Below are 22,847 nucleotides of genomic sequence, written 5' to 3'. Positions count from 1 at the left end.
CGAGACGAACGGCGAGCCCCTACATCCCCGCCAGATGCGCCAGCAGGTACGCCTCCGTCCCCGCCAGCCCCACCGAGCAGAACAGGACCCCCGGCCCCGGCGCCGTCACCTCCCCCGCCAAGATCGCCCCCAGCGACACCGCGCGTTCCGCGTGAGGTGTGCCCACCAGCACGAACGGCGGGTCGTACGCGTTCAGCTGGGCGATCGAGTCGGTGACCACTGTGGACGCTCGCGCGGCGAGCCGGACGTCGAACTCCGCGCGTCCGGCCTGTTTGGGCCCGAGGGTGGTGACGAACGCGTCGGGTGCGATGGCGTCGGTGTCGACGACGGGGGTGCCGGAGTCGGTGGCCAGGACCACGATGGCGGCGTCGCTGACGGCCTCCTCGGCGGAGGCGGCGGCCGCCACGTCGATGCCGTAGCGGGCGGCGGCGTGCTCGGCGAAGCGCTCGCGGCGTTCGGTGGTGCGGCTGTACACGCGGACGCGGGTCAGCGGGCGGACGGCGTTGATGGCCCACAGCTGCATCCAGGCGTGGGCGCCGGTGCCGATGATGCCGACGGTGGACGCACCGGGCGCGGCGAGTTCGCCGGCGGCGAGGCCGCCGATGGCACCGGTGCGCATGCGGCCGAGGTCGGCGCCGAGGGCGATCGCGGCGACCGCGCCGGACGGTCGCTTGTGGACGACGGTGAGCTGGTCGCCACCGGCGATGGTGTCGTAGGAGCGGTATCCGAACCACGAGGACGTGGCCCCGGCGGTGTAGACGAGCCGGCCGTCGCCGAGTTCGGCGTGGACGCGGGGTGGCGCGGAGAGGGTGCCGTGGTGCGCGGCGAGGAGCGCCTGGCGCATCACGGCGACGGTTCCGGCGGCGTCGATCAGGCCCGGCAGGTCCTCGTCGGTCCAGATGGTGACCATGTGGGCAGTTTAGGCGCTGGGGGACGCCACGGGGCTCGGCGCGGGAACGGGCGTGGCCGCGCGGGTGCGTCCGGCCAGCAGGAACACGCCGAGCACGGGCACGAGGAGCAGGGCGAAGGTGGCGGGGTAGGAGCCGATGGTGAAGAGGGCGGATCCCACTGCCATGACGGTGATCTGGCCGAGGTTCTGGGTGGTCTGCATGGCGCTGGACGCCTGGCCCTGCCGGTCGGCGGGCGCGTGGCCGAGGGCGAGGAGGGTCAGGGAGGGCGCGAGGAGTCCCATGCCGACGGCGGCCAGGACGTAGGCCGCTCCGGCGAGCCAGGCGGGCCCGATGAGGGCCGATCCGGCCACCAGGACCGCCAGGCCCATCACGCTCGCGCCCGCCGAGACGAGGCGGTGGCGGGGAACGGCGGCGAGGGGGTGGGCCTGGAGCCAGGAGGCCCCGGCCCAGGCGAGGGCGCCGCCGGTGAAGGAGATCCCGATGATGATGGTGGGTACGGGCCGCCCGACCTCCATCAGCAGTGGCACGAAGGCTTCGAGGGTGAAGTAGGAGCCGGAGGCGAATCCCCGCAGCAGCACCGATGCCGGTAGTCCGGGGGCGGCGCGCCAGGTGCCGGTGGGCACGAGGCGGCGGACGAAGGCGACCACGAGCGCCAGCGCGACGGCGCCGGACGCCAGGTGCCACCAGTCGCGGCCGGACACCGCGTACTGCCCGAGGGCGGCGCCCAGGCTGACGGCGATCGCGGGGAGCAGCGCGGGCCGGGGTGGCTTGTCCCCAATGGACCCGGGCCGCCGTCCGAGCACGTAGACCAGGACCAGTGCGGGGATCGCGGTGAGCGCGGCCAGTCCGTAGAAGACCGCGCGCCACGACCAGACCTCCACGATCAGTGAGGCCAGCGGCGGACCGGCCAGGGACGGCACGATCCAGGCCGCGCTCATCAGCGAGAGCATCCGGGCGCGCAGTTCGGCCGGGTAGGACTGGGCGATGGCGGCGTTGATGGAGACCGCGACCATGCCGGCGGCCAGCCCGTCCAGGAAGCGCCCGGCGGCCAGTTGCCACACCGACTCGGCGGCGGCCGAGATGAGCAGAGTCGCCACGGCCAGCACGACACCGGCCGCGAGGGGACGCCGCGCGCCCGAGCGGTCCGACCAGTACCCGCCGATGACGCCGCCGAGCAGCGAGGCGGCGATACTCTGCTTTTTGAAACTCAGTCCCCTGACACCAGGGGATACAGCCCGATGCCGTCGAGGTCCCCGGCGGCGGCCGGGAGGATGGGGATGACGGCCAGCCCGGCGAAGCCGGTGAGGAACATGACCGCGGTGAAGGCCAGGGTGGGCACGCGATAGGGGCGGGTGAAGATCACGAGCCCAGAAGCTGTCACATGGCGGCGAGTTCTGGCAAGAGACTTACCAGAGGGTTAAGCCCGAGACGCAGCAGCTACGGCAGGTGCTCAGCCCGTCCACGGTGAAGGCCAGGCAGCACGTGCGGCGGCGCAGGTCCATCGCGCCCTCGGCGTCGCAGGAGACCTCGACGAGCCCGGGGACGCGCAGGGCGTCCACCAGGGTCTGCACACTCTCCACAATGGACAGCGGGGCGATGTCGGCGGCGTACTCCACGGCGTGCGCGACGCCGGACGCCAGGGAACCCCACAGGATCCGCCGCCCGACCCGCACCTGCCCGCGGATCTGCGTCAGCAGCGGCGTGAGGTGCTGGTCGACGAGGGTGGCGCGCAGGACGTCCAGCAGCGCGGCCTCGTCGTCGACGACCCGCACGCCCGGCATCCCGGCGGCCGGGTCGTTGCGCAGGACGGCGACCATCGCCCGGCGCATCCCGAAGTGGTAGTACGGGCGCTCGTCGTCGATGCGGACGTGCACGTTGGACGCGTGCAGCAGCGGCACGCGGCGGCAGGTCGTCCAGCCGACCACGGCGGGCAGCGCCAGCCAGAACGCGTAGCCCTTCCAGGCCAGCGCGGCGGCGGCGTGCGGGGCGGCGCCCCAGCGCTCGCGGGGAGCGTCGAGGAGGCGGCCGATGGCCGAGCCGTCGGTGAGGCAGGAGGCGGGGATGTACCCGTCGAGTGATTCGAGGACGAGGCCCTCGGCGACGCCGGCGACCCGCTCGTCCCCGCGGCTGCGCCGGATCGCGTCCATCGCGCGCGTGATGGGCGCGAGGGGCGCGGGGGCGACATAAGCGGGGGGCAGGATCGTGGTCACACGTGACTCCGCGACACTCGATCCTCCCGATGGCTTAGGTTCGGCTTACCTTAACTCGCCCCGGGGGGATGTGGCGAAGTGGGGACGAATTCGGGGTGTCAGGCGTCACCCGGAAGTGGCGGCAGCGGCTCGCCCCAGTGCGCGCCCGGGCCGAGGACGGCCTTGCGGTCGTCGGGGTTGTACAGGTTGCACTTCTTCATGGACAGGCATCCGCAGCCGATGCAGTCGGACAGGGTGTCGCGCAGTTCGGTGAGCCGCTGAATCTGCGCGTCCAGCCGCGCCCGCCAGCTGCCGGAGAGGTTCGCCCAGTCCTCGGGGGTGGGCGCGCGGTCGCCGGGCAGCGAGTCGAGGGCCTCGGTGATCTCGGTGAGGGTGAGCCCGACCTGCTGCGCCGAGCGGATGAACGCCACCCGCCGCAGCTGGTCGCGCTTGTAGCGGCGCTGGTTGCCGGTGGTCCGCTCGGAGCGGATGAGGCCGCGCTGCTCGTAGAAGCGCAGGGCCGAGGTCGCCGCACCCGAGCGTTCGGCCAGCTCGCCGATGGTGAGGCGGGTGTGGGGAGCGCCCGGCATGAATCCTCCCGGAGGACTTGACTTCAAGTTAACTTCAAGTTGAAAGATTAACCAATGACCGCAGCTCCGTACACCTATGACGACCTCCTGCCGCTCATGCGGCGGGCCGTCGACCCCCTGTACGGTCCCGAGGACTCCACCCTCGACGTGATCTGGACGCTCTACGACCGGATCCTGGACGTGACGCCCGCCACCGCCGACGACATCGCCCGCGACCGGTTCTACCTGTCCAAGGGCCATAACGCGCACGCCTTCTACTCGGTGCTGACCGCCAAGGGCTTCATCCCGGCCGAGTGGATGGACACCGCCTTCGGCCCGGACTCGCGCCTGGGCACCCACCCCGACCGCACGCTCGTGCCCGGCGCGGAGATCTCCGCCGGGTCGCTCGGGCACGGACTGCCGCTGGCCGTCGGGACCGCCCTCGGGCTGCGCGCCCAGGGCGTCGACGCGCACCTGTACGTGCTCATCGGCGACGCCGAGCTCGACGAGGGCTCCAACCACGAGGCCATCGCCTACGCGGGGGCGACCTCGCTGGGCGCGCTGACCGTGATCGTGCTGGACAACGACTCCGCCAGCCACGGCTGGCCCGGTGGCATCGCCTCCCGCTTCACCGCCCACGGCTGGACCGCCACCGACACCGACGGACGCGACCACGACGCCATCGAGAAGGCCGTCCGCGCCCACGACGGGCGCCACCCGCACGTCGTCATCGCCCGCGCGACTTCGAGGATCTGACATGACCACCACGGCAACCCGCGCCATGCGGGACGTCTTCTTGGACACCACCGCCGCGCTCATCGACGAGAACCCGCGCGTGGCGCTGGTACTGGCCGACATCTCCTCCGGGGTCCCGCAGGTCGTGCGGGCCGCGAAGGCGCATCCGGACCGGGTGATCAACGTCGGCATCCGCGAGGCGCTGATGGTGGGGACGGGCGGCGGCCTGGCCATCGCCGGGCTGCGCCCGATCGTGCACTCCTACGCGCCGTTCCTGGTGGAGCGCGCCTACGAGCAGATCAAGCTCGACTTCGAGCACCAGGGCGTGGGCGGGATCCTGGTGAGCATCGGGGCGTCCTACGACCGGGCCGCGGCCGGGTACACGCACTTCTCACCGGCGGACGTGTCGCTGTTCGACAACCTGCCCGGCGAGTGGATCGTGCACGTGCCGGGGCATCCCGGCGAGGTCGAGGGACCGCTGCGGGAGGCGGCCGCCACCGACGACCGCGTCTACATGCGACTGTCGATCGCCGCCAACGGCGTCCCGCGCGAGACCGGCGGCAAGCTCCTGCCGGTCAAAGACGGGGACGGGCCGCTCGTCATCGCCGTCGGGTCCACTCTGGACGCCGTGCTGGCGGCGGCCGAGGGCACCGGCTGGCGGGTCGCCTACGCCAACACCGTCCGGCCCTTCGACACCGAGGGACTGCGGGCCATGGCCGGGCGGGACGTGGTGATCGTCGAGCCGTACCACGAGGGCACCTCCGCGCACGTGCTGTCGGAGGCCCTGGCGGACCGTCCGCACCGGCTGCTGTCGATCGGTGTCAAGCGCGTCGACCTGCACCTCTACGGCTCGGCCGCCGACCACGACCGGCACCACGGCCTGGACGCGGCGTCCCTCAGCGCGCGGATCGGGGCCTTCGCGCGGTGACCCGCTCGCGGCCGAGGATCCAGAGCGCCTCCACCCCGTCCTTCCAGGTGATCTTCTTGCCCTCCTCGCGCGTGCGGGCCCGGTACGACACCGGGACCTCGTACGGGCGGATGCCGCGCTGGAGCAGCTTCGCGGTGACCTCGGCCTCCATGCCGAAGCCGTGCGAGGCGATCCGCAGGGACCGGTACAGCGGCAGGGGCATGAGCTTGAAGCAGGTCTCCAGGTCGGAGAGATAGCAGTTGTACAGGACATTGGCGGCCGTCGTGATCGCCTTGTTGCCCATCACGTACCAGAAGGAGTAGGAGCTGTGGCTGCCGAAAGTGCGGTTGCCGAAGACGACCTCGGCGCGGCCGTCGAGGACGGGCGTCAGAAGCGTGGGAATGTCGGCTGGGTCGTACTCCAGGTCCGCGTCGAGGATGATCAGATAGTCCCCGGTGGCCTTGTTCGCCGCGGTCCGGATGGCGGCGCCCTTACCCCGGTTGCGGGGATGCCGTAGCGGGTTGACCCGATCGTCGGCGTAGTTGGCCAGGATCTCGGCGGTGCGGTCGCGGCTGCCGTCGTCGACGACGATCAGCTCGATCTCGCACGGGTACTCGACCTTGAGGGCGGCGTCGAGCGCGCGTTCGAGCCGCTCCTCCTCGTTGAAGACGGGCATCAGGATCGACAGCTTCACGGCGTTGGCCCCCGGCGGTGTTACGGTGCGGCAATGGGCGACATCACCGGAGACACGCGTCTTCAATCGCGCATCCTGGAGGATGTCGGCGCGGCCTCACATTACCGTGCCTGGCTCGTCTCGCTGGCTCTCGACGCCCTCGGGGACGAACCGGTGGAGATCGGCTCGGGTCACGGCGACTACGCCGCCGAATGGCTCCCGCACGCGCGCAGCTTCACCGCGACCGACGCCGACGAGTCGCGGGTGGCGTTCCTGAAGGAGCGGTTCGCCGGGGATTCACGGGTACGCGTCCGCAAACTTCTTCTTCCGTCCACTCTGGACGGCGGGTTTTCCTCGGCGGTCGCGTACAACGTGCTGGAGCACATCCCGGACGATGTGGCGGCCCTGCGCTCGATGGCGGCCATGGTCCGGCCCGGTGGTGCGGTGATCGTGTTCGTGCCGGCGTTCCCGCTGCTGATGAGCGACTTCGACCGGGCCGTCGGGCACGTCCGGCGCTACCGCCGGGCGAGCCTGCGCAAGGCTTTCGAGGACGCCGGGTTGCGCCCGCGCGTCCTGAAGCACGTGAACTGGGCGGGGTTCTTCGCCTGGCTGCTCATGATGCGGCTGCTGCGAGGCGTGCCGAGGGATTCGCTGGCGCTGCGGACCTACGACCGGCTGATCGTGCCGGCCGTGCGCGCCTCGGAGCGGCTGATGGCGCCGCCGTTCGGGCAGAGCCTGCTGGCCATAGCGGACGTGTAACCCTTTCGGGTCGTCCCGCACTCCATGTGCGTCACGTCCGGAAAGCCCGGCGGTTATATGACTGGGAGCGACGATGCCCCCGCATGACTGCCAGGGAGATGGTCCCCATGAAGAACCCCGATCCGATCCCCTCATGGCGTGCCAAGTACGCCGCCCACGATCACACCGGCGGTTTCATGCGCTGCAAGGCGGGGTGCGCGGAGGGGTTTCCGTGCGCGGACCGCATCGAGGCGGCGCGGATGCTGACCGAGCTCGGGGTCCGGCTGTACTCGAAGAGCGACTACCTGAGCCCGGCGGGACGGCTGAAGCCCGCCTAGGCGCCCACCGGCTCGCCGTACCGCTTGTACGGAGCCGTGTCGCGGGGAAGCCCGTGACCCAGGTGTGCCACGGGCTTCCCGCAACTTCCGGACGCGATCCCGCCGCTAGGGAAAAGCTCGGCGGCGCGCGGCCGATCGGCGCGCGTGGGCCGGGAACCCACGTTCCAGGCGAGGAACCGGGTGTCCGACCGGCGTCGCATGCCGCGTCCGGAGGATCTGGGGGTTGGCAGTCGGCTGCTAGACCAGGTGGCAGACGCCGTCGTCGTCGCACTGGCGCTTGAGGCGGCCGCGCGAGATGGTCGCGATGAGCCCGAGGGTCCAGCACATCGGGCAGCCCTTCAGGGCGACCACGCCGAGTGGGAGAAGTAGCAGCGACCACAGGCCCACGAAGGGCATGAGGGCGAAGGCCCCGATGAGCGAGCCGAACCCGAGGACGCCCTTCAGGATGTGCCCGGCGAGGGTCTTGCTGGAGAAGTCGCGTTCGGCCATTAGAGGATCTCCTTGGGTCCGATGGCTCCTTGGAGGGCGCTGCGGGCCCGGTGGAGCCGCGATTTCATCGCGGGGAGGGACAGGGCCAGCGCCTCGGCGGTGGCGGCGCCGCTGAGTCCCCGGACGTCGCGCAGGATCAGCACCTCACGCTGTTCGGTGGGCAGCGCGGCGATCGCGCGGGCGACCTCGGCGGCGTCCAGGCGGGTGAGGACCTCCTCCTCGACGGAGCGCGCCACCACCGGTTCCGGTTCGGTCATGGTCATGGTCATGGTCATGGTGAGTGCGCCCGGACGGAAGAGCCGCAGGCATTCGTGCCGGACGATCCGGAACAGCCAGGAGGCCAGGGCCTTTGAGGCGCGCAGCATCCCGATCTTGCGGTACAGGATGATCAGCGCTTCCTGGGCGGCGTCCTCGGCGTCCTGGGGGGTGGCGCACAGGGCGTGCGCGAAGCGCCGGACGTGGGGGTGGGAGGCGCGGATGAGTTCGGCGATGGACTCGACGTCCCCGTCTTTGGCTGCCTCGACGGTGGCCTCCGCCGGCCAGGAGGTGGCGGTGCTAGCCACGGGTGGCCTTGGCCTTGCGGCGGCGCAGCAGGGTGACCGTGCAGACGCAGATGAGCAGGGCCACGACGACGATGGCGGCGACGATGACGGGGGTGGACATGTGCGAAGACCTCCGGGTTCGGCCCGGCGGGCGTGCCGGGAACGATCATAAGAGCGGGGTGGGGGCGGAAAGGATTCACCTCAGCTCTCGGGGGTGAGGGTGTGGAAGTCGGCGCGGATGTGGCGCTGTCGGCTGTAGAGGTCTTCGAGCCGGTGGCGGCCGTGGTGGCGGTCGAGTTTGTAGGCGAGGAGGCACGCGAAGCAGCGGCAGGCGCCGAAGAGCGTGAGGTCGTGCTCGTGGGCGAGGGACACGAGGTAGGTCCATCCGGCTACGAGAGGTATCGCGCCGAGGAGGGTGTAGCCGAGGATCGGTGCTAGCGTTTCGAACGGCATGAGAGATAACGCCTCTCTGTCAAGGCAGCCACCCGGGTTTTCTGAGGACGTCGGGTTGGCTGCCGTTTCTTTGTCAGGGAAGTTGTGCGCGGATCTGGGCGATGAGCATGGCGAGGGCGATGGCGTCGGCTTCCCACGCTGGGACGACGTAGGGCGCGTCCGGGTTGGGCGTGATGAGGTAGCTCGCGTCATCGGTGGGTGTGACGGTGAAGATGTGGGCACGGTGGACGTAGCCGGAATGGCTGATGCGGTGGACCGTGACCGGACCCGGCCAGGTGCCGTGGGCTTCGAAGTTCATGCGGAAGCCACGGTGCCGGGAGAGAAAGCGGAGTGGCTCCATTAAAGCCGATGGATCATGACGGCGCCACCCACGAGGGCCGCGAGAAGTGTCGAAAGCACGACACCGGCGATGATTGCGGGGGCGGAGTGATCATTGCCCGCGTAGATCCAAGCGGTTATCGTGATGCCGCCCGTGAAAAGGGCAGCAAGAGACGACGCAATAATGTGTCTGGTCATGGCTCCCGCCGATGGGTTTGGACGGTACACACAGGACGGTAGGCCCGCTTGACCTGGACTTTCAAGCGAAACACCCGTATCTTATTTTTCGTCGCTTTAGGAGACAGGGGGACAGGAGACAATGCAGATAGGCAACCCGGGGGATGCGCCACTAATTCGTAGGCACTTGGCCGCCGAGCTCAAGAGGATGCGGCTCGCGTGTGGCTTCGATGTCAGCGAGGTCGCCGATATTCTCGGCATGGGGCGGGCGTCGATCTACAAGATCGAGAACGCGACGACCATTCCGCATCAGCCGACCTTGGTGATGCTCTGCCAGGTCTACGGCGCCGGGGAGAGCGTGACGGCCCACCTCATCGAGCTTCGCAAGAAGGGCAAGGAAGTAGGCCACTGGGAAGCCCATCAGGCGGGCATGGATCCGGAATGGGCTCTCTACACAGCTGCTCTACGCGACGCGAAGGTCTTGCAGGTGTGGGAGCCGGAGCTGGTTCCGGGCCTTCTCCAGCTCGTGCCGGACTACCTCGAACGGCTCCAAGACGTGCAGGACGTCGAGCCGGAGCAGGCTGCCGCTGTTCGGGCGTACCGAGCCAACCAGCAGGAGGAGTTCTTCCGGCATCGAGCGCGGCGGCGCGTGGAGATCCTGCTCGGAGCCGGGGCTCTGCGCAATCTCGACCCGGATCCCGCACTTCAGAGCGCACAGATTCAGCACATTTTGGCGCTCCGGGAGACGCACGGCATCGACGTGCGCGTTACGGGTGGGCTGCACGCCTGCATGTACGGGGGGTTCCACATCCTCACGCCGGGCCTGTCTGGTTTGGGTGGTTCACCGTTCGTCTACGTAGAATCACTAGACGGCGCGCGCTACATCGAGCATGCTCACGTCGTTAGTCGATACGAGTCGGCACATGCCGAGGCGTTCCGGCTGGCTACACCGATCGAGGAGTGGAAATGAAGCCCGAGTGGCGCAAGTCGAGTCGCAGCCAGGGAAACGGTGCGGCCTGCGTGCAGATGCGCCTCACCGGTCCGGCCGGGTCCGTCGAGGTCGGCGACAGCAAACTCGCCGAGACCCCGGTCCTGACCATCTCCCAGTCGAACTGGTCCGGCTTCCTGGCGACCCTCACGCGCTAGAACCGGTCGGTCGGCACCCAGCTCCCGTGCACCCCACGCAACCGGGTCACGACCTCACCGATCGTCGCGTACTCCTTCATCGCCACCACACACCCCGGCACCACGTTCTCCCCTGCCTGGGCCGCCGCCTCCACCGCCACCAACGCGGCGGTCACCTTCGCCTCATCGCGCACTTCCCTGACCCGCCTCACGGCTTCAACCTGGGCCTTCTCGGCGGCCGGATCGATCCGGAACACATCCAGGGGCTCCGGCTCGCTCTCGAACCTGTTCACCCCAATTACGACCTTCTCGCCACTCTCCACGGCCCGGGCCTGCCGGTACGCCGCATCCCCCAGCCGCGAAGCCTGATACCCGGCCTCGATGCACGCCAGCGCACCCCCGCGCGCCGCCACATCCTCCATCACCGCCAGGATCCGCTTCTCCGTCGCATCCGTCCGGGCCTCCACCTCATACGACCCACCCAGGGGGTCGGCCACATCGCCGACCCCCGTCTCCGCCGCCACGATCTGCTGCGTCCGCAACGCAAGCGTGGCCGCCTCGGACGTCGGCACTCCCAGAGCCTCGTCGTAAGCGCACACATGCAACGTCTGCACCCCACCGCAAGCAGCGGCCAGGGCTTCGATCGCGGTCCGGGCCACGTTGTTCATGGGCTGCTGGGCCGTCAATGACGAACCCGCGGTGAACGCGAAGATCCGCAACTGCGCCGAACGCGGGTCCTTCGCCCCGTACCTCTCGGTCACCAGCCGCGCCCACACCCGGCGGGCGGCCCGCAGCTTCCCCACCTCGCCGAGGAAGTCCAGCCCGACACTCAAAAACGTATAGAGACTCGGCGCGACCTCATCGATCCCCACACCCCGCGCGGTCAGCTCATCCAGGTACGCGATGGCATTGGCGAACGTATAACCCACCTCGGTCGCGGCATCCCCGCCCGCCTCGGCGATGTGGTACCCGGACATCGCCAGCGGCACCCACCGCGGCACCACCCTCGCCAGATGCTCCATGACGTCCACGGCCAGCTTCAAGGACGGCGCCGGCGGGAAGATCTGCGTCCCGCGCGCCATGAACTCCTTCAGCACGTCGTTCTGGATGAACAGCCCGAACTCCGCAGGATCCGTCCCGCGCTTCTCGGCCAGGGCCAGAAACAAGGCCGCCCAGAGGTAGCCGATGGAGTTCGCCGTCGTCCGGACCTGCCCGATCCTGGTCAGATCGATCCCGTCCAGCAGCACCTCGATGTCGGCCAGCGAATCGAGGGCGACGCCCACCCGCCCGACCTCACCGGCCGCGCGCGGGTCATCGGAATCGATCCCCAGCTGCGTGGGCAGATCCAGCGCCACCGAGAAGCCGGTCTGCCCCGCCGCGAGCAGGTCCCGGAACCGCTTGTTCGACTCGGCCGCCGTCCCGAAACCGGCGTACTGCCCCATGATCCACGGCTTCGGCTCGGCCGAGATGCCTCGCGTATAAGGGAACTCGCCCGGCCGCTCCATCAGAGCTCACCCCCGTGTTCCCTGAGCGACTTCTTGTCGATCTTCCCCGTCGAGTTCAGGGGGAACGTCTCCAGCCGCCGGTACTCCTTGGGCTTCTTGTAGGACGCCAGCTCGCGCCGCGCGAAGGCGTCCAGCTCACCCCGCTCCGCCGAGCCCGTATAGAACGCGACGATCCGCTGCCCCCAGTCCGCATCGGGCACACCGATCACCGCGACCTGCCCGACCCCGGGCGCGCTCGCCAGAGCGTCCTCGACCTCACGGGGATACACGTTGTAGCCACCGGTGATGATCATGTCGTTCTTGCGGTCCACCAGGTACAGATACCCGTCCTCGGACAGCCGCCCCAGATCGCCGGTGTGCAGCCAGCCGTCGCGGACCGCGCGAGCCCCGGCGTCGCCACTCCAATACCCGCTCATGATGGCCGGGCCGCGCAGGATCACCTCGCCGATCCCGTCCACCGCCTCATGAATCGCCACCTCCACGTGCCCGGTGGACCTACCCGCCGAGGCCAGCAGCTCCGGACGCGAGGTGAGCCCCAGCCGGTGGTCCTCGGCGTCCAGCACGGTCACCGGCGGGATCGCCTCCACCAGGCCGTAGTACTGCACCAGGTTCGGCGTGAGCCGCTCGTGGGCGGCCCGGATGTGCTCACCCGGCATGGGCGCGCCCGCGTAGGCGAGCATGTCCAGCCCCAGGGAATCCACGCCCGCCTGCAAGAGCCGCGCGACCATCGTCGGCACCAGCGCCGTATGCGTCGCCCCTCGCTCCCGCACGGCCTCCACGACCGCGTCCACGTCGAAGGACGGCAGCACGATCTGCCGCATGCCCCGCTTCAGCGCGGGCATGATGAACAGCCCGGACGTGTGGGTGATCGGCCCGGCGTGCAGGTAGGCCGCGTCCGGCTTCACGTCCCCCAGAACCGCGCCCATCGCCGCCATCGACGCCATCCGGTTGCCGTGCTCGCGGCGGACGCCCTTGGGATTGCCGGTGGTCCCCGAGGTGTAGTTCAGGGACACCAGGTCGCGCACGTCGTAGGGCATCGCGGGCGAGTCCACAAGCGACTCGTAGGACACGCCCGGACCGTCCCCGATGGACACGTGCGGCAGCCCCGAGCGCAGGGCCTCGGTCCGCGCGGCGAAAGACCCGTCGTAGACCAGCGCGACCGCCCCGGAGTCCTCGGCGATGCGCTCCCAGTCGCGTTCGTGCAGCCGGTAGTTCAGGTGCACGCGGACGAGCCCGGCCCAGGACGTGGCCAGGTCCAGCTCGATCGACGTATTGCGATTGGGCTGGAGATCCAGGACGCGGTCACCCGGTTTCAGCCCGAGCGCGCGCAATCCCGCCGCCACCCGGGCGACGCGATCGCCCAGCTCGGCGAAGGTCATCGTCCCCTGTGGACCATCGATCGCGGTCCGCCGCGCGTGCGCGGCGGCGGCCCACTGGAGAAGTTCGGAGGTGCTCCGGCCCGCCATGAGGCGAGCGTGTCACGTCCGCGCGACGCCCGTCAAGGATTCGCTACACGCGGCGGTACAGCTCGGTTCGGGCCACCGGCTTGAAGCCGATCGACCGGTACAGCCGCCCCGGAATCGGGTAGCCCTCGTCGCCGCGCGGGCAGACCCGGCCGAGGGTCGCCCCGGCATCCCGGAAAGCCTGCAGAACCGCCAGGTTGGTGGCCCGTCCCAGGCCTTTACGGCGGTGCTCGGGGACGCAGCCGACCGGCTCCAGGAGCCCGACGCCGGTCTCGCGGTCGAGCCAGCCGAGCGTGGTGGCGACCATCTCGCCGTCGTCGGTCTCGGCGACGATGTCGAAGGCCGGGTCATAAAGGGACTCGCTCATCACCGCGGTCATCTTCTCCACCGAGAACGTGGACGGCCCGAGGTCCGACCAGCTGCGGCGGTGGACCTCCGCGCGGGCTTCGGCCTCGTCCCGGGTGACCGCGCGCAGCCGGTAGCCGGGCGCGAGGTCCACCGAGGGCAGCGAGTCCAGCGCGATGTGATGGTGGCTGAACCAGTTGGCGTCGTCATCGCGCTCGAAACCGGCCTCGACCAGCGCGCGGGCGACGGCGTCCTCGGTGCCGTTGACGGTGGCCGACGTGGCCCCGGGAGCCCAGGCGATCACCTCGGCCGGGTCGATGCGCGAGGGGTCGATGAGCACGTCGAGGTGCTCGCCCATCAGCCGCGCCCAGGCGGCGTCCGGCCACACGTGCTCGGTGGCGGGACCGCCCGTGGCGGCCTGCCAGGCGAAGTCCCCGGGGTGCCAGTGGGCGTCGGCGGACCAGAGACGGCGGGCGAGAAGCTGCGGCGAGCTGAGCTGAGGGGTCACGGACACGACACTAGAAGCGCTGACAAGGGATTATTGGCCAATGGTGCCGGAGAAGCGAGTGTGCCGAGTGTCCGGAGGCGCGCGCGGGACGGGCTTACTCGTCGCGCGCGACCTCGTCCTGACCGCCTCCCACTGCGTCCCGTCGAAGGAGGTCAGGACCTCCTTCGGCGCCGGACGCGTCGTGTGGCGGGCCCGCAAACCCGACGCCGCGCTCATCCGCCTCGACGCGCCCGTCGACGTCCCCGGCCCGCTGCGGTGGGGACGCGTGGTGGGCGGCGCTCCTCTCGTCGCGCACGCGATCGGCTTCCCGCGCGTGTCGCATCCGCGGGCCCACCACCTGGAGGCGCGGCTGCGGCCCGACTTCAGCCTCGCCCCGCTCACCGCCCCACCGCAGGAGGACTCCTGGCGCGGCTTCTCCGGCGCGGCCCTGTTCGCCGAAGGGCTGCTCGTCGGCGTCGTCACGCACACCCCCGAGGACTGGGAGAACCGCGAGCTGCTCGCCCTCCCCGTCGCCACCCTCATGCGCGACCCGAGCTTCGCGCGGTACGTGGGCGCGCCCAGGCTGCGGGAGGTGGAGCTGGAGCGGCTCCAGGTCCCCGACGTCATCGCGCGCTCCCCGGCGATGCTGCTGCGCGCCGACGTGGAGGCCACGACCTTCCAGCCCGGCCGCGAACGCGTGCTGGCCGAGCTGGACGCCTGGTCCGGCGGCCCGAAACGGCAGGACGCGCTGCTGGTCACCGGCCCCGGCGGGCAGGGCAAGTCCCGGCTCGGGCTGGAGTTCGGCCACCGGATGCGCGCCAAGGGCTGGGCGGTGCTGCACCTGCGCGACGACACGCCCGACCTCGTGGCCCTGACGAGCGTCACCACCCCGCTGCTGGTCGTCGTCGACTACGCCGAACGCCGCGACCTCGCCCGGCTCGCCGAGGCCCTCCCCGAGCAGGAGCCCGTCCGCGTCCTCATGCTCGCCCGCCACGACGACGGCTGGCGCGAGCACCTCGGCCCGCACGCCTCCCTCCTGTCGGCCGCCGGGCAGATCGCGCTGCCCGAGCTGTTCACCGAACCACCGGACGTGCGCGGCCTGACCGGCGAGTACACGCGCGGCCTGCGGTCCCTGGGCCTCGACCCGCGCGGAGAGGTCACGCCACCACGCGAGGCGCGCACCGCCCTCGGCGTCCACATGCACGTCCTCGCCGGGCTCCTCGACGACGGCGACGAACCCGCACAGGGCCGCATCCTCGACCACGAGGCCCGCTACTGGGCCGCCACCGCCGTCCGGCACGGGCTCGACCTGTCCCCCGGCACCATGCGGACCGCCGTCGCGGTCGCCTCCTCGATCCCCGCCGACACCCGCGAGGACGCGCTCAGCGCGCTCGCGCTGGTCCCCGGCGTCCGCGACCTGCCCGAGGACGCCCGCCTGCGCGCCGCCGGCTGGCTGCGCGGCCTCTACCCCGGCGGCGAACGCTGGTGGGGCGCCCTGCAACCCGACCGGCTCGCCGAGTGGCTGTACGCCGAACGGCGGCGGGCCGAGCCGGAGGTCATGCGCGAGGCGTTCCGGCTGGCCGTGCGGCTGGGCGGCGTCCTGGACCGGCTGGGGCTGACCCTCGACCTGGCCGAGGCTGAGGCCATCGGCGCCGGCGACGCGATCGCGGCCCTGCGCGACCTGGCCGCCGAAGCCGACCTGGAGAACTCCGGGGGCGTGCTCACCTACCTCGACTCACTCCTGATGGGCGCCGGGCACTACGCCGACGCCGTCCGTGTCCGGCAGCAGCTCACCGAGATCGGGCGCGCCACCGCCGACAACGACACCAACCGGTGGCGGCTGATCCGGGACCTGGTGGCGCTGGCCGCGCTCGCCGATCCCGACGCCGCCGAGCGGGCCGCGTTCCAGACGGGCGGGCGCAGCCCGTACCTGCGCGCCACGATCTTCCGCCGGTACCTGCCCTACGACTACCGCAAGCACACCGAGGGCGTCACCGACCCCGTCACGCCCGAGCGGCGCGCGCTGGCCGCCCCGGCGCTGGTGGAGGCGCTCACGCTGGCCGCCGCGATGTACGACGGCGAGCCCACCCACCACGGCTGGCTGGGCGCCCTGCACTTCTGGATCATGGACGCCGGGGAGACCGCCGACGTCATCGCCGCCCACCGCGTCCTCGCCGAGGCCCACCGGCGGCTGGAGGACGATCCGGAGCAGGCGCGCTACCTGACCAACATCCTGGCCGGGCTGGGCGCGTCGCTGGCCAACGCGGGCCGCTTCGAGGAGTCCCTGGCGGCCTTCACCGAGGCCGTGGAGCGCTACCGGCGACCGGGCGCGCCCGATCAGGAGCTGCGGCGGCGGGCGGAGAAGGACCTGGGCCGGGTCCAGCAGATCCTCAAGCACGACACGAGGTGATTCCCGCACACTTAACGGGCATTCAGCGCATACTGCTCACATGTTCGCCACGCCCAAGCGCCCCCGCAAGTCCGGCGGTGCCTCCGCGCGCTTCCTCGCGCCCGGTTCGGCCACGCCCTCCGAGGAGCAGCTCAGTTACGACCCGGCGGCCTTCCGGGCCAAGCTGGCCGCCTCACGCAAGCGAGGCAAGCGCGTCGAGGACGACGCCCCAGACGCCTGACTCGGGGTCGATCAGCGCGAAGTGGTCGACGCCGGGCAGCTCGACGAGCCGTCCATGCCCGTAGCCGCGCGACTGGGTCACCGGCACCTGCGCGTCGGCGTCGCCGTGGATCAGCACGGCCGGGACGCCCGGGTCGCCCGGGGTCGCGCCCGCGTAGCGCTCGGGGACCTCCTCCGGCGAGCCGCCGAGCAGCGCCAGGGCCGCGCCGCCGTCCAGGTCGTCGCGGTAGGCCGTCACCACGTCCGTCACCGGCGCCAGGGCCAGCACGCCTTTCACACGCGCCCTGCGGGAAGCGGCCCACAGCGCCAGGTGCCCGCCCGCGGAGTGGCCCGCCAGGACCGGCTCGCCACCGATGAACCTCAGGGCCGCCAGGACGTCGTCGAAGGTCGCCGTCCAGCCCGGCACGCCCGGCGCGGTGCGCCGGAACTCGACGGCCGCCACGTCGTATCCCCGGGCGGCCAGGTCATTGCACAGTGGACGGACGTGCGTCCGGTCGTACTCGGCCCGCCAGAAACCGCCGTGGACGAACACCACCGTCGGCCCCTCGCCGGGCCAGCGCTCGACGACCTGCTCGGGCAGGTCTCCATAAGGGACGATCGTCCCGGTGGGCGCGAAACGGCTCAGGACGTCACGAGACACCGGCGGCCACTCCCTCGTAGATCTTGATGAGCTGGCCGGTCACGACCTCCGGCGCGAAGGTCGACTCCCAGCGGGCGCGGGCGATCCCGGCCAGGTCGGCCGCCTCGTCGCGGGCCCGGGCCAGGCCATTGGCGAGCCCGTCCACCGTCGGCTCGACGATCCAGCCGGCGTCGCCGACCAGGTAGGGCATCCCGCCCAGGTTCGTGGCCAGCACCGGGCGGGCGTTGGCCAGGGCCTCGATCGCCACGGTGGGCAGGATGTCCTCCCACATCGAGGGCAGCAGCAGGGCCGAGGCGTCACGGACGGCGGCGTCGACGTGCTCGCGCGGCTGGCGTCCGAGATAGTTCACGTCGGCGCGCAGGGCGGCGGCCTCTTCGACCATGGCGCGCAAGGGCCCGTCGCCGACGATGGTGAGCTGCCCCAGGGAGCCGACGGGGAAACGGCTCCAGGCCGCCAGCATCGCCTCGATGCCCTTCTCCGCCGACAGCCGCCCGACGTAGACGAAGCCGTCGCCGACCGCGGTGGGCGGCCCGGGATCGGGCGAGGAGTTCGGTTTCACCACGATCCGCTCACGCCCCACACCGAACGTGACCAGGTAGTCGGCGATCCAGGGGGTCAGCGCGACGAAAGCGTCAACACTCCTCCACGTCCCCTTGTGCGCGGCGAGAGAAGTGGCCATGATGACGCTCTGCGCACGCGAGCCGCGATAGCAGCCGTGCAAGATCCCGGGCAGGTCCACGCGCTTGCCCGCGCAGTCGTGACAGATCCGACCGTCCCGGAAGTAGAGGCCGTTGAGACATTCGTGCCGTACATTGTGGATCGTCTGGACCACCGGCACGCCGTGCCGGTGCGCGGTCCGCACGACCGCCGGGGACAGGAACGGGTAGACATTGTGCAAGTGCAGGACATCGGGGCGCTCGGCACGCAACAGGGCCGAAAGCTCCTTCTGGGCGCGAGCCGCGTACACCGGCGACACCGCGAGCGCCAGCTTGCCCACAGTGGACAGGTCGGCGATCTCGTCGGAGGAGCGCAGGAACGGCACGACGGTGAGTCCGGCCGCCCGCAGCGCGGCGATCTCGGCGTCCACGACCGTGTTCTCTCCGGACGGCTGCGCCGAGGAGTACCGGTTATGCGCGATGACGATTTTCATGCGGCCCACGTTCGTCTGACGGTCGACAGGACACGTCACCCTAACCCCCGGCCGGAGGCGTGGGAACGCGCGGCGAACCGGACATCCGGGGAATACGGGGAGGTCGGGCTGGCCGCGGCCGGGTTGCGTGGCAGACTGTCTTGCGGCCACCGCAGGGCACGTGCGCGGAGGGATGAACATTGACAACGAGCCTCCAGCGTCCGATCCAGGGGGGCCGGCGAGCCAGGATTCCGGGTGACGTGAACGCCGAGGAGCCGATCACCAGCGGCATACCCCGTGTCGCATGGCAGCGCAGGGTTCGCGCGGCGACTTGGCACCGTACGTACGTGATCGTCCTGTTCGGCGTGGACATGCTGGCCGCGATCGCCGCGTCCATGACCGCCGTGATCACCACCGGGACCGCCGCCACCGGCTTTACCGAGTTCGGCCGCGGCATCCACGCCGAGGTCGACACCACCTTCTACGTCATCGCCTACGGCCTCCTGCCGCTCACCTGGGTCCTGACCCTGTGGGGCAACGGCGGCTACGACCGGCGGTACCTGGGCGTCGGCACCGACGAGTTCAAGCGCGTGGTGCGCTCGGCGGTCATCGTGGTGTCCATCGTGTCGTTCCTGGCATTGATGTTCAAAACGGACCTCTCGCGACTGGCCGTGGCCATCGCGCTCGGCTCGGCGCTGCTGTACCTGGTCATCGGGCGCTTCACCGCCCGCCGCGTCCTGCAGTCGCTGCGCCGCCACCAGCACTTCGTGCACCACCTGCTCCTGGTCGGCACCCTGAACGAGGCCCTGGAGGTCGGGACGGCCGTCTCGCGCGTCCCGCAGGCCGGGTTCCTGCCGATCGGCATCTACCTCACCGAGGGGCCCTCCGCCGCGCGCGGCGTCGACACGCCCGTCCCGGTGTACAGCGGCACCGACCTCGTCCAGCTCGCCGAGACCCTCGGCGCCGACACCATCGCGGTGTGCGGCTCGGCGTCCAACGAGCAGGGCGGCCTGCGCCGCCTCGCCTGGCAGCTGGAGGGCACCGGCATCGACCTCGTGGTCGCGCCGCAGCTCACCGACATCGCCGGTCCCCGCGTCCACATCCGGCCCGTGGAGGGCGTGCCGCTGCTGCACGTGGAGGAGCCGACGCTCTCCGGCATCGGCTGGGTCATCAAGAACGCCCTCGACAAGATGGCGGCGTTCCTGGGCCTGCTGATCCTGTCGCCGCTGTTCATCGCGATCGCGATCTGGATCAAGTCGAAGGACAAGGGCCCGGTCTTCTTCCGGCAGCCGCGCGTGGGCATGGAGGGCAAGACCTTCCACTGCTGGAAGTTCCGCAGCATGTACGTCGACGCCGAGGACCGCCTCGCGCTGCTGATGGACCAGAACGAGTCCGACGGGCTGCTCTTCAAGATGAAGGACGACCCGCGCATCACCCCCGCCGGGCGCTTCCTGCGCCGCACGTCCCTGGACGAGCTCCCGCAGCTGATCAACGTCCTGCGCGGCGAGATGTCCCTGGTCGGCCCCCGGCCCCTCGTGGCCGAGAACGGCGACTTCCTGGGCGACGTCCGCCGCCGCCTGCTGGTGCGTCCCGGCATCACCGGGCTGTGGCAGGTCTCGGGCCGCTCGGACCTGTCGTGGGACGACGCGGTCCGGCTCGACCTGTACTACGTCGACAACTGGTCGCTGACCACCGACCTGCAGATCCTGTTCCGCACGGTCCTGGTGGTGCTCCAGCGCAAGGGCGCGTACTAGATCACAGTGCCTTGACCTCAACATTGGTTCAGGTCGTCTCCTCAAGTAGTTGATCCAACCGCTTGAGGAGACGACGATGAACCCCGAATGGGTCATGATCCTGCGCTACACGACCACCGACGCCTCCGCCCAGCGTGAACTCGTCGAGGGCCTGTCCGCCCTCATCGACACCTGGGTGCGCCCCTACCCCGGCTGGCTCGGCACCCGCTTCCACGGCAGCGAGGACGGCCTGGGCGTCGTCAACACGATCTTCTGGGCCACCGAGGCCGACTACCGGAAGTTCCTGGAGGTCGCCGACAACACCGGCCGCGTGGCCCAGCTGGAGGCGCTCTTCGAGCGGCTCGGCGAGCGGGTGGCCTTCGTCGAGGGACAGGTGCCGGGGCATCACGTGCTCAAGGAGGCGTGGGCCTAGGACGGGCCCATCGAGGGGCGGCGGATGCGCCGCCCCTTTAGCGTGCGCGGGCCTCGGTCAGCGGCGACCGCGTACCGGGACGGCGGCCCGGCGGCGTTGGGTCACGCGGAGGGCAGTCGGCGTCGGCCGACCCCGTGTCCCACGATGCGACCCGACCCCGTGCCCCCACGCCCCGGCCTCGTGCCCCATGGCCTGGCCCCGCCCCCGTGCACCCGAACCCGGCTTGCGTTCAGACTCAGAATCATTTAGACTCTGAATGATTCCGCCACTGAACCACCCCGGAGCCCCTCATGACCGTCATCAAGCCCGCCGCGCAGACCCTCTTCTTCCTCCTCGAACTCGCCACCTACGCCACCGCCGTGTGGTGGTCGGTGAAGATCCCCTCCGGCGTCCTCCTCAAGATCGCCGCCGCCGTCCTCACCCTCACCGTGCTCATCGGCGTGTGGTGGACCCTCGGCGCGCCCGGCGCCACCCACCACCTCACCGGCGCCGCCCGCGCCGTCCTCCTCGTCGCCTGGTTCGGCTCGGCCGTGGGCGCGCTCGTGTGGATGCGCCACCCCGCGCTCGCCGGGGTCTTCGCAGCGCTGGCGATCCTGGCGTCCGTCTACGACCTCACCGCCGGTTAACGGCCGCCGGCCACCCGCAGGATCGCCCCGGTCGTGTACGAGGCCTCCGGCGACAGCAGCCAGGCGATCGCCGCGGCGACCTCGTCGGCCGTCCCCGCCCGGCCCAGCGGCGTCTGCGAGCCCACGCGTGCGGCGCGGTCCGGGTCGCCCATGGCCGCGTGCATCTCGGTGTCGATGAGGCCCGGCGCCACGGCGTTCACGCGGATCCCCGACTCGCCCAGCTCCTTCGACAGGCCCACCGTGAGCGCGTCCACCGCCGCCTTCGAGGCCGCGTAGTGCACGTAGTCGCCGGGGCTGCCCAGCGTCGCCGCCGCCGAGGAGACATTGACGATCGACCCGCCCGGGCCCAGCGTGCGGGCCGCGCGGCGGCAGCACAGCAGCGTCCCCAGCACATTGACGTCCAGGACGGCCCGGATGTCCTCGGTGCGCGCCTCCGCCAGCGGCCCCAGGCGTCCCGACACCCCCGCGTTGTTCACCAGGCCCGTCACCGGGCCCAGCGCCTCGGCGGCGTCGAAGAGCCGCTCCACGTCCGGCTCGTCGGCGACGTTCGCGCGCAGCGCCAGGCACCGCACGCCCTTGAAGCGCACCGCCCCCGCCACCTCGGCCGCCGCGACGTCATCGCGCGCGTAGGCCAGAACCAGGTCGTGCCCCTCGCCCGCCAGGCGCAAGGCCGTGGCCGCCCCGATGCCCCTGGTGCCACCGGTGATGACGGTCAGCATGGCCGCTCCTCTCGACAGTCCTCACTAAGGTCGCCAGCATGACCGATCCACGACAGGCGGCCGTGATCGACCGCGCGCGAACCGTCCTGCCCCAGGACGAGCGCGTGCTGGCCGTGTACCTCGTCGGCAGCCACGCCTCCCACGAGGACGACGCCTACTCCGACGTCGACGTGCACGTCGTCGTCACCGACGAGGCCGCCGAGACCTACGACTTCGCCACCGCGATGGAGTCCATCGCCGGCCGGCTCGTGCTGACCGACGGCATCCCCGGGCTCTCCGGCGGCCTCGGCATCACGCCCGACTGGCTGCACGTCGACCTCATCGTCCACCCCCTCTCCGAGTACGACCCCGATGACTACGAGGCCGTACTACCACTCTTCGACCGTTCCGGGAACCTCCTCCCCGAGGCCCGCGTACCGGGAGGAAACGGTGATCCGTACTACCCCCGCCGCAACGTGCGGCTGTTCTTCTACTTCCTGGGCAACCTGGTGAACGTCCTGGGCCGCCGCGAGTACGTGGTGGCGAACATGGGCGTGAGCGCCGTCCGCGATCAGCTCATCGCGCTCATGCGCGCCGAGCGCGGCGTCCGGCGCAGCGGCGGGGTGAAGCGGCTGAACGCGTTCGTGTCCGATGAGCAGCGCGAATTCCTGGAGTCGATCCCGGCCGTGGGCTGTGAACCGAAGGACATCATCGCGGCCAACCAGATGATCTGCCGCGAGTTCATCCGGCGCGGCACGGCCCTGGCGGCGGCCACCGGCGAGGAGTGGCCGCAGGAGTTCGTGGACGCCACGCTGACCCATCTGCGGGAGGCCTTCGGCGTCGAGTTCGGCTAGCGTGGAGCCGTCCATACCGGGGAAATTCCGGTGACCGTCCGGGAAACCGCGCCTGAACGAAACACGAAGGACGCATTTCCGCCCGGCCGCCAACCGGATCACCCCCTGTACGCGTCTTTATGCGTGCGGTGCCGGTGGTCG

28 protein-coding genes are annotated in these 22,847 nt (G+C 70.9%); 12 read left to right on the top strand and 16 right to left on the bottom strand.

Annotation, left to right across the window (positions count from 1 at the left end):
* Positions 1-19: 19 nt before the first annotated feature.
* From QSK10_RS30425 to soxR, 5 genes are all read right to left on the bottom strand, one after another.
* Positions 20-910 carry an ornithine cyclodeaminase family protein gene (locus QSK10_RS30425; protein ID WP_285666829.1) on the bottom strand — a complete coding sequence of 297 codons (891 nt, stop codon included), beginning with the start codon at positions 908-910 and terminating at the stop codon, positions 20-22.
* Positions 911-919: 9 nt separating this feature from the next.
* A complete protein-coding gene (locus QSK10_RS30420) occupies positions 920-2,089 on the bottom strand; it encodes an MFS transporter (RefSeq protein WP_285666906.1) in 1,170 nt (389 codons plus the stop codon).
* Positions 2,090-2,118: 29 nt separating this feature from the next.
* Positions 2,119-2,274: a hypothetical protein gene (locus tag QSK10_RS30415; RefSeq protein WP_285666827.1), complete on the bottom strand. Its 156-nt coding sequence runs from the start codon at positions 2,272-2,274 to the stop codon at positions 2,119-2,121.
* 43 nt (positions 2,275-2,317) lie between these two features.
* A complete protein-coding gene (locus QSK10_RS30410) occupies positions 2,318-3,121 on the bottom strand; it encodes an IucA/IucC family C-terminal-domain containing protein (protein ID WP_285666826.1) in 804 nt (267 codons plus the stop codon).
* 98 nt (positions 3,122-3,219) lie between these two features.
* Positions 3,220-3,690 (bottom strand): redox-sensitive transcriptional activator SoxR, encoded by a 471-nt coding sequence (soxR, locus tag QSK10_RS30405; RefSeq protein WP_285666825.1) that lies wholly within the window; start codon positions 3,688-3,690, stop codon positions 3,220-3,222.
* Positions 3,691-3,786: 96 nt separating this feature from the next.
* On the opposite strand from soxR, the gene QSK10_RS30400 reads away from it, so the two are divergent.
* Positions 3,787-4,425 (top strand): transketolase, encoded by a 639-nt coding sequence (locus QSK10_RS30400; protein WP_285666905.1) that lies wholly within the window; start codon positions 3,787-3,789, stop codon positions 4,423-4,425.
* A 25-nt stretch (positions 4,426-4,450) separates the two neighbouring features.
* Positions 4,451-5,332 carry a transketolase family protein gene (locus tag QSK10_RS30395; RefSeq protein WP_285666904.1) on the top strand — a complete coding sequence of 294 codons (882 nt, stop codon included), beginning with the start codon at positions 4,451-4,453 and terminating at the stop codon, positions 5,330-5,332.
* Here the strand turns inward: QSK10_RS30395 and QSK10_RS30390 are convergent.
* A complete protein-coding gene (locus tag QSK10_RS30390; protein ID WP_285666824.1) occupies positions 5,301-6,005 on the bottom strand; it encodes a glycosyltransferase family 2 protein in 705 nt (234 codons plus the stop codon). The genes QSK10_RS30395 and QSK10_RS30390 overlap by 32 nt on opposite strands.
* Positions 6,006-6,038: 33 nt before the next feature.
* Between QSK10_RS30390 and QSK10_RS30385 the strand changes: the two genes are divergently transcribed.
* Positions 6,039-6,743, top strand: a complete 705-nt coding sequence (locus tag QSK10_RS30385) for a class I SAM-dependent methyltransferase (RefSeq protein ID WP_285666823.1) — start codon at positions 6,039-6,041, stop codon at positions 6,741-6,743.
* An 83-nt stretch (positions 6,744-6,826) separates the two neighbouring features.
* Positions 6,827-7,060, top strand: coding sequence for a hypothetical protein (locus QSK10_RS30380; RefSeq protein ID WP_285666822.1), 234 nt, complete (start codon positions 6,827-6,829; stop codon positions 7,058-7,060).
* 237 nt (positions 7,061-7,297) lie between these two features.
* On the opposite strand, the gene QSK10_RS30375 is transcribed toward QSK10_RS30380, so the two are convergent.
* From QSK10_RS30375 to QSK10_RS30360, 4 genes are all read right to left on the bottom strand, one after another.
* The gene (locus QSK10_RS30375; protein ID WP_285666821.1) at positions 7,298-7,549 is read right to left on the bottom strand and encodes a hypothetical protein; all 252 of its coding nucleotides are present in this window, start codon (positions 7,547-7,549) and stop codon (positions 7,298-7,300) included.
* Positions 7,549-8,112, bottom strand: a complete 564-nt coding sequence (locus QSK10_RS30370) for an RNA polymerase sigma factor (protein WP_285666820.1) — start codon at positions 8,110-8,112, stop codon at positions 7,549-7,551. The genes QSK10_RS30375 and QSK10_RS30370 overlap by 1 nt, the downstream gene beginning before the upstream one ends.
* Before the next feature lie 180 nt (positions 8,113-8,292).
* Positions 8,293-8,544 (bottom strand): hypothetical protein, encoded by a 252-nt coding sequence (locus tag QSK10_RS30365; protein ID WP_285666819.1) that lies wholly within the window; start codon positions 8,542-8,544, stop codon positions 8,293-8,295.
* Between the two features lie 73 nt (positions 8,545-8,617).
* Entirely contained in the window at positions 8,618-8,842 is a 225-nt protein-coding gene (locus tag QSK10_RS30360) for a hypothetical protein (protein WP_285666818.1), read from the bottom strand.
* Positions 8,843-9,226: 384 nt separating this feature from the next.
* On the opposite strand from QSK10_RS30360, the gene QSK10_RS30355 reads away from it, so the two are divergent.
* Together QSK10_RS30355 and QSK10_RS30350 are read left to right on the top strand one after the other, a co-directional pair.
* A complete protein-coding gene (locus tag QSK10_RS30355; RefSeq protein WP_285666816.1) occupies positions 9,227-10,009 on the top strand; it encodes a helix-turn-helix domain-containing protein in 783 nt (260 codons plus the stop codon).
* Complete coding sequence (locus QSK10_RS30350; RefSeq protein WP_285666814.1) at positions 10,006-10,185, top strand: DUF397 domain-containing protein; 180 nt, start codon at positions 10,006-10,008, stop codon at positions 10,183-10,185. The genes QSK10_RS30355 and QSK10_RS30350 overlap by 4 nt, the downstream gene beginning before the upstream one ends.
* Here the strand turns inward: QSK10_RS30350 and QSK10_RS30345 are convergent.
* The 3 genes from QSK10_RS30345 to QSK10_RS30335 are packed head-to-tail and all read right to left on the bottom strand — an operon-like array spanning position 10,182 to position 13,985.
* Positions 10,182-11,669 (bottom strand): acyl-CoA mutase large subunit family protein, encoded by a 1,488-nt coding sequence (locus QSK10_RS30345; protein WP_285666813.1) that lies wholly within the window; start codon positions 11,667-11,669, stop codon positions 10,182-10,184. The genes QSK10_RS30350 and QSK10_RS30345 overlap by 4 nt on opposite strands.
* On the bottom strand, positions 11,669-13,135 hold the full coding sequence (locus tag QSK10_RS30340; RefSeq protein ID WP_285666812.1) for a class I adenylate-forming enzyme family protein: 1,467 nt from the start codon (positions 13,133-13,135) through the stop codon (positions 11,669-11,671). Before QSK10_RS30340 ends, QSK10_RS30345 begins: the two co-directional genes overlap by 1 nt.
* Before the next feature lie 43 nt (positions 13,136-13,178).
* Positions 13,179-13,985 carry a GNAT family N-acetyltransferase gene (locus QSK10_RS30335; protein WP_285666811.1) on the bottom strand — a complete coding sequence of 269 codons (807 nt, stop codon included), beginning with the start codon at positions 13,983-13,985 and terminating at the stop codon, positions 13,179-13,181.
* A gap of 67 nt (positions 13,986-14,052) precedes the next feature.
* Between QSK10_RS30335 and QSK10_RS30330 the strand changes: the two genes are divergently transcribed.
* Together QSK10_RS30330 and QSK10_RS30325 are read left to right on the top strand one after the other, a co-directional pair.
* Positions 14,053-16,374 carry a P-loop NTPase gene (locus tag QSK10_RS30330; protein ID WP_285666810.1) on the top strand — a complete coding sequence of 774 codons (2,322 nt, stop codon included), beginning with the start codon at positions 14,053-14,055 and terminating at the stop codon, positions 16,372-16,374.
* A 40-nt stretch (positions 16,375-16,414) separates the two neighbouring features.
* Positions 16,415-16,594 (top strand): hypothetical protein, encoded by a 180-nt coding sequence (locus tag QSK10_RS30325; protein ID WP_285666809.1) that lies wholly within the window; start codon positions 16,415-16,417, stop codon positions 16,592-16,594.
* Here QSK10_RS30325 and QSK10_RS30320 read toward each other — a convergent pair.
* Together QSK10_RS30320 and QSK10_RS30315 are read right to left on the bottom strand one after the other, a co-directional pair.
* Positions 16,547-17,233: an alpha/beta hydrolase family protein gene (locus tag QSK10_RS30320; RefSeq protein WP_285666807.1), complete on the bottom strand. Its 687-nt coding sequence runs from the start codon at positions 17,231-17,233 to the stop codon at positions 16,547-16,549. The two genes, QSK10_RS30325 and QSK10_RS30320, sit on opposite strands and share 48 nt — an antisense overlap.
* Entirely contained in the window at positions 17,223-18,383 is a 1,161-nt protein-coding gene (locus QSK10_RS30315; RefSeq protein ID WP_285666805.1) for a glycosyltransferase family 4 protein, read from the bottom strand. Before QSK10_RS30315 ends, QSK10_RS30320 begins: the two co-directional genes overlap by 11 nt.
* Positions 18,384-18,709: 326 nt before the next feature.
* Between QSK10_RS30315 and QSK10_RS30310 the strand changes: the two genes are divergently transcribed.
* The 3 genes from QSK10_RS30310 (at position 18,710) to QSK10_RS30300 (ending at position 21,154) form a co-directional block, all read left to right on the top strand.
* A complete protein-coding gene (locus QSK10_RS30310; RefSeq protein WP_432705379.1) occupies positions 18,710-20,116 on the top strand; it encodes a sugar transferase in 1,407 nt (468 codons plus the stop codon).
* A gap of 76 nt (positions 20,117-20,192) precedes the next feature.
* Positions 20,193-20,528, top strand: a complete 336-nt coding sequence (locus QSK10_RS30305) for a hypothetical protein (protein WP_285666803.1) — start codon at positions 20,193-20,195, stop codon at positions 20,526-20,528.
* Positions 20,529-20,818: 290 nt separating this feature from the next.
* Entirely contained in the window at positions 20,819-21,154 is a 336-nt protein-coding gene (locus tag QSK10_RS30300; RefSeq protein WP_285666802.1) for a YrdB family protein, read from the top strand.
* On the opposite strand, the gene QSK10_RS30295 is transcribed toward QSK10_RS30300, so the two are convergent.
* Positions 21,151-21,873, bottom strand: a complete 723-nt coding sequence (locus QSK10_RS30295) for an SDR family oxidoreductase (RefSeq protein ID WP_285666801.1) — start codon at positions 21,871-21,873, stop codon at positions 21,151-21,153. The genes QSK10_RS30300 and QSK10_RS30295 overlap by 4 nt on opposite strands.
* Before the next feature lie 38 nt (positions 21,874-21,911).
* Between QSK10_RS30295 and QSK10_RS30290 the strand changes: the two genes are divergently transcribed.
* Positions 21,912-22,706: a hypothetical protein gene (locus tag QSK10_RS30290; protein WP_285666800.1), complete on the top strand. Its 795-nt coding sequence runs from the start codon at positions 21,912-21,914 to the stop codon at positions 22,704-22,706.
* Positions 22,707-22,847: the final 141 nt, after the last annotated feature.

It is taken from the genome of Actinorhabdospora filicis, from assembly GCF_030269765.1.
GTDB lineage: Bacteria > Actinomycetota > Actinomycetes > Mycobacteriales > Micromonosporaceae > Actinorhabdospora > Actinorhabdospora filicis.
Note: the sequence above shows the minus strand (reverse complement) of the source record. Positions and strands in the feature narration are given on the sequence as shown.

What these genes read in the sequence shown, in the direction of transcription:
- QSK10_RS30305 (WP_285666803.1), top strand. Translation starts at nt 20,193, where the DNA reads ATGAACCCCGAATGGGTCATGATCCTGCGCTACACGACCACCGACGCC.
- QSK10_RS30380 (WP_285666822.1), top strand. Translation starts at nt 6,827, where the DNA reads ATGACTGCCAGGGAGATGGTCCCCATGAAGAACCCCGATCCGATCCCC.
- QSK10_RS30325 (WP_285666809.1), top strand. Translation starts at nt 16,415, where the DNA reads ATGTTCGCCACGCCCAAGCGCCCCCGCAAGTCCGGCGGTGCCTCCGCG.
- QSK10_RS30315 (WP_285666805.1), bottom strand. Translation starts at nt 18,383, where the DNA reads ATGAAAATCGTCATCGCGCATAACCGGTACTCCTCGGCGCAGCCGTCC.
- QSK10_RS30345 (WP_285666813.1), bottom strand. Translation starts at nt 11,669, where the DNA reads ATGGAGCGGCCGGGCGAGTTCCCTTATACGCGAGGCATCTCGGCCGAG.
- QSK10_RS30300 (WP_285666802.1), top strand. Translation starts at nt 20,819, where the DNA reads ATGACCGTCATCAAGCCCGCCGCGCAGACCCTCTTCTTCCTCCTCGAA.
- QSK10_RS30395 (WP_285666904.1), top strand. Translation starts at nt 4,451, where the DNA reads ATGCGGGACGTCTTCTTGGACACCACCGCCGCGCTCATCGACGAGAAC.
- QSK10_RS30350 (WP_285666814.1), top strand. Translation starts at nt 10,006, where the DNA reads ATGAAGCCCGAGTGGCGCAAGTCGAGTCGCAGCCAGGGAAACGGTGCG.
- soxR (WP_285666825.1), bottom strand. Translation starts at nt 3,690, where the DNA reads ATGCCGGGCGCTCCCCACACCCGCCTCACCATCGGCGAGCTGGCCGAA.
- QSK10_RS30385 (WP_285666823.1), top strand. Translation starts at nt 6,039, where the DNA reads ATGGGCGACATCACCGGAGACACGCGTCTTCAATCGCGCATCCTGGAG.
- QSK10_RS30400 (WP_285666905.1), top strand. Translation starts at nt 3,787, where the DNA reads ATGCGGCGGGCCGTCGACCCCCTGTACGGTCCCGAGGACTCCACCCTC.
- QSK10_RS30375 (WP_285666821.1), bottom strand. Translation starts at nt 7,549, where the DNA reads ATGGCCGAACGCGACTTCTCCAGCAAGACCCTCGCCGGGCACATCCTG.
- QSK10_RS30360 (WP_285666818.1), bottom strand. Translation starts at nt 8,842, where the DNA reads ATGAACTTCGAAGCCCACGGCACCTGGCCGGGTCCGGTCACGGTCCAC.
- QSK10_RS30365 (WP_285666819.1), bottom strand. Translation starts at nt 8,544, where the DNA reads ATGCCGTTCGAAACGCTAGCACCGATCCTCGGCTACACCCTCCTCGGC.
- QSK10_RS30340 (WP_285666812.1), bottom strand. Translation starts at nt 13,135, where the DNA reads ATGGCGGGCCGGAGCACCTCCGAACTTCTCCAGTGGGCCGCCGCCGCG.
- QSK10_RS30295 (WP_285666801.1), bottom strand. Translation starts at nt 21,873, where the DNA reads ATGCTGACCGTCATCACCGGTGGCACCAGGGGCATCGGGGCGGCCACG.
- QSK10_RS30290 (WP_285666800.1), top strand. Translation starts at nt 21,912, where the DNA reads ATGACCGATCCACGACAGGCGGCCGTGATCGACCGCGCGCGAACCGTC.
- QSK10_RS30425 (WP_285666829.1), bottom strand. Translation starts at nt 910, where the DNA reads ATGGTCACCATCTGGACCGACGAGGACCTGCCGGGCCTGATCGACGCC.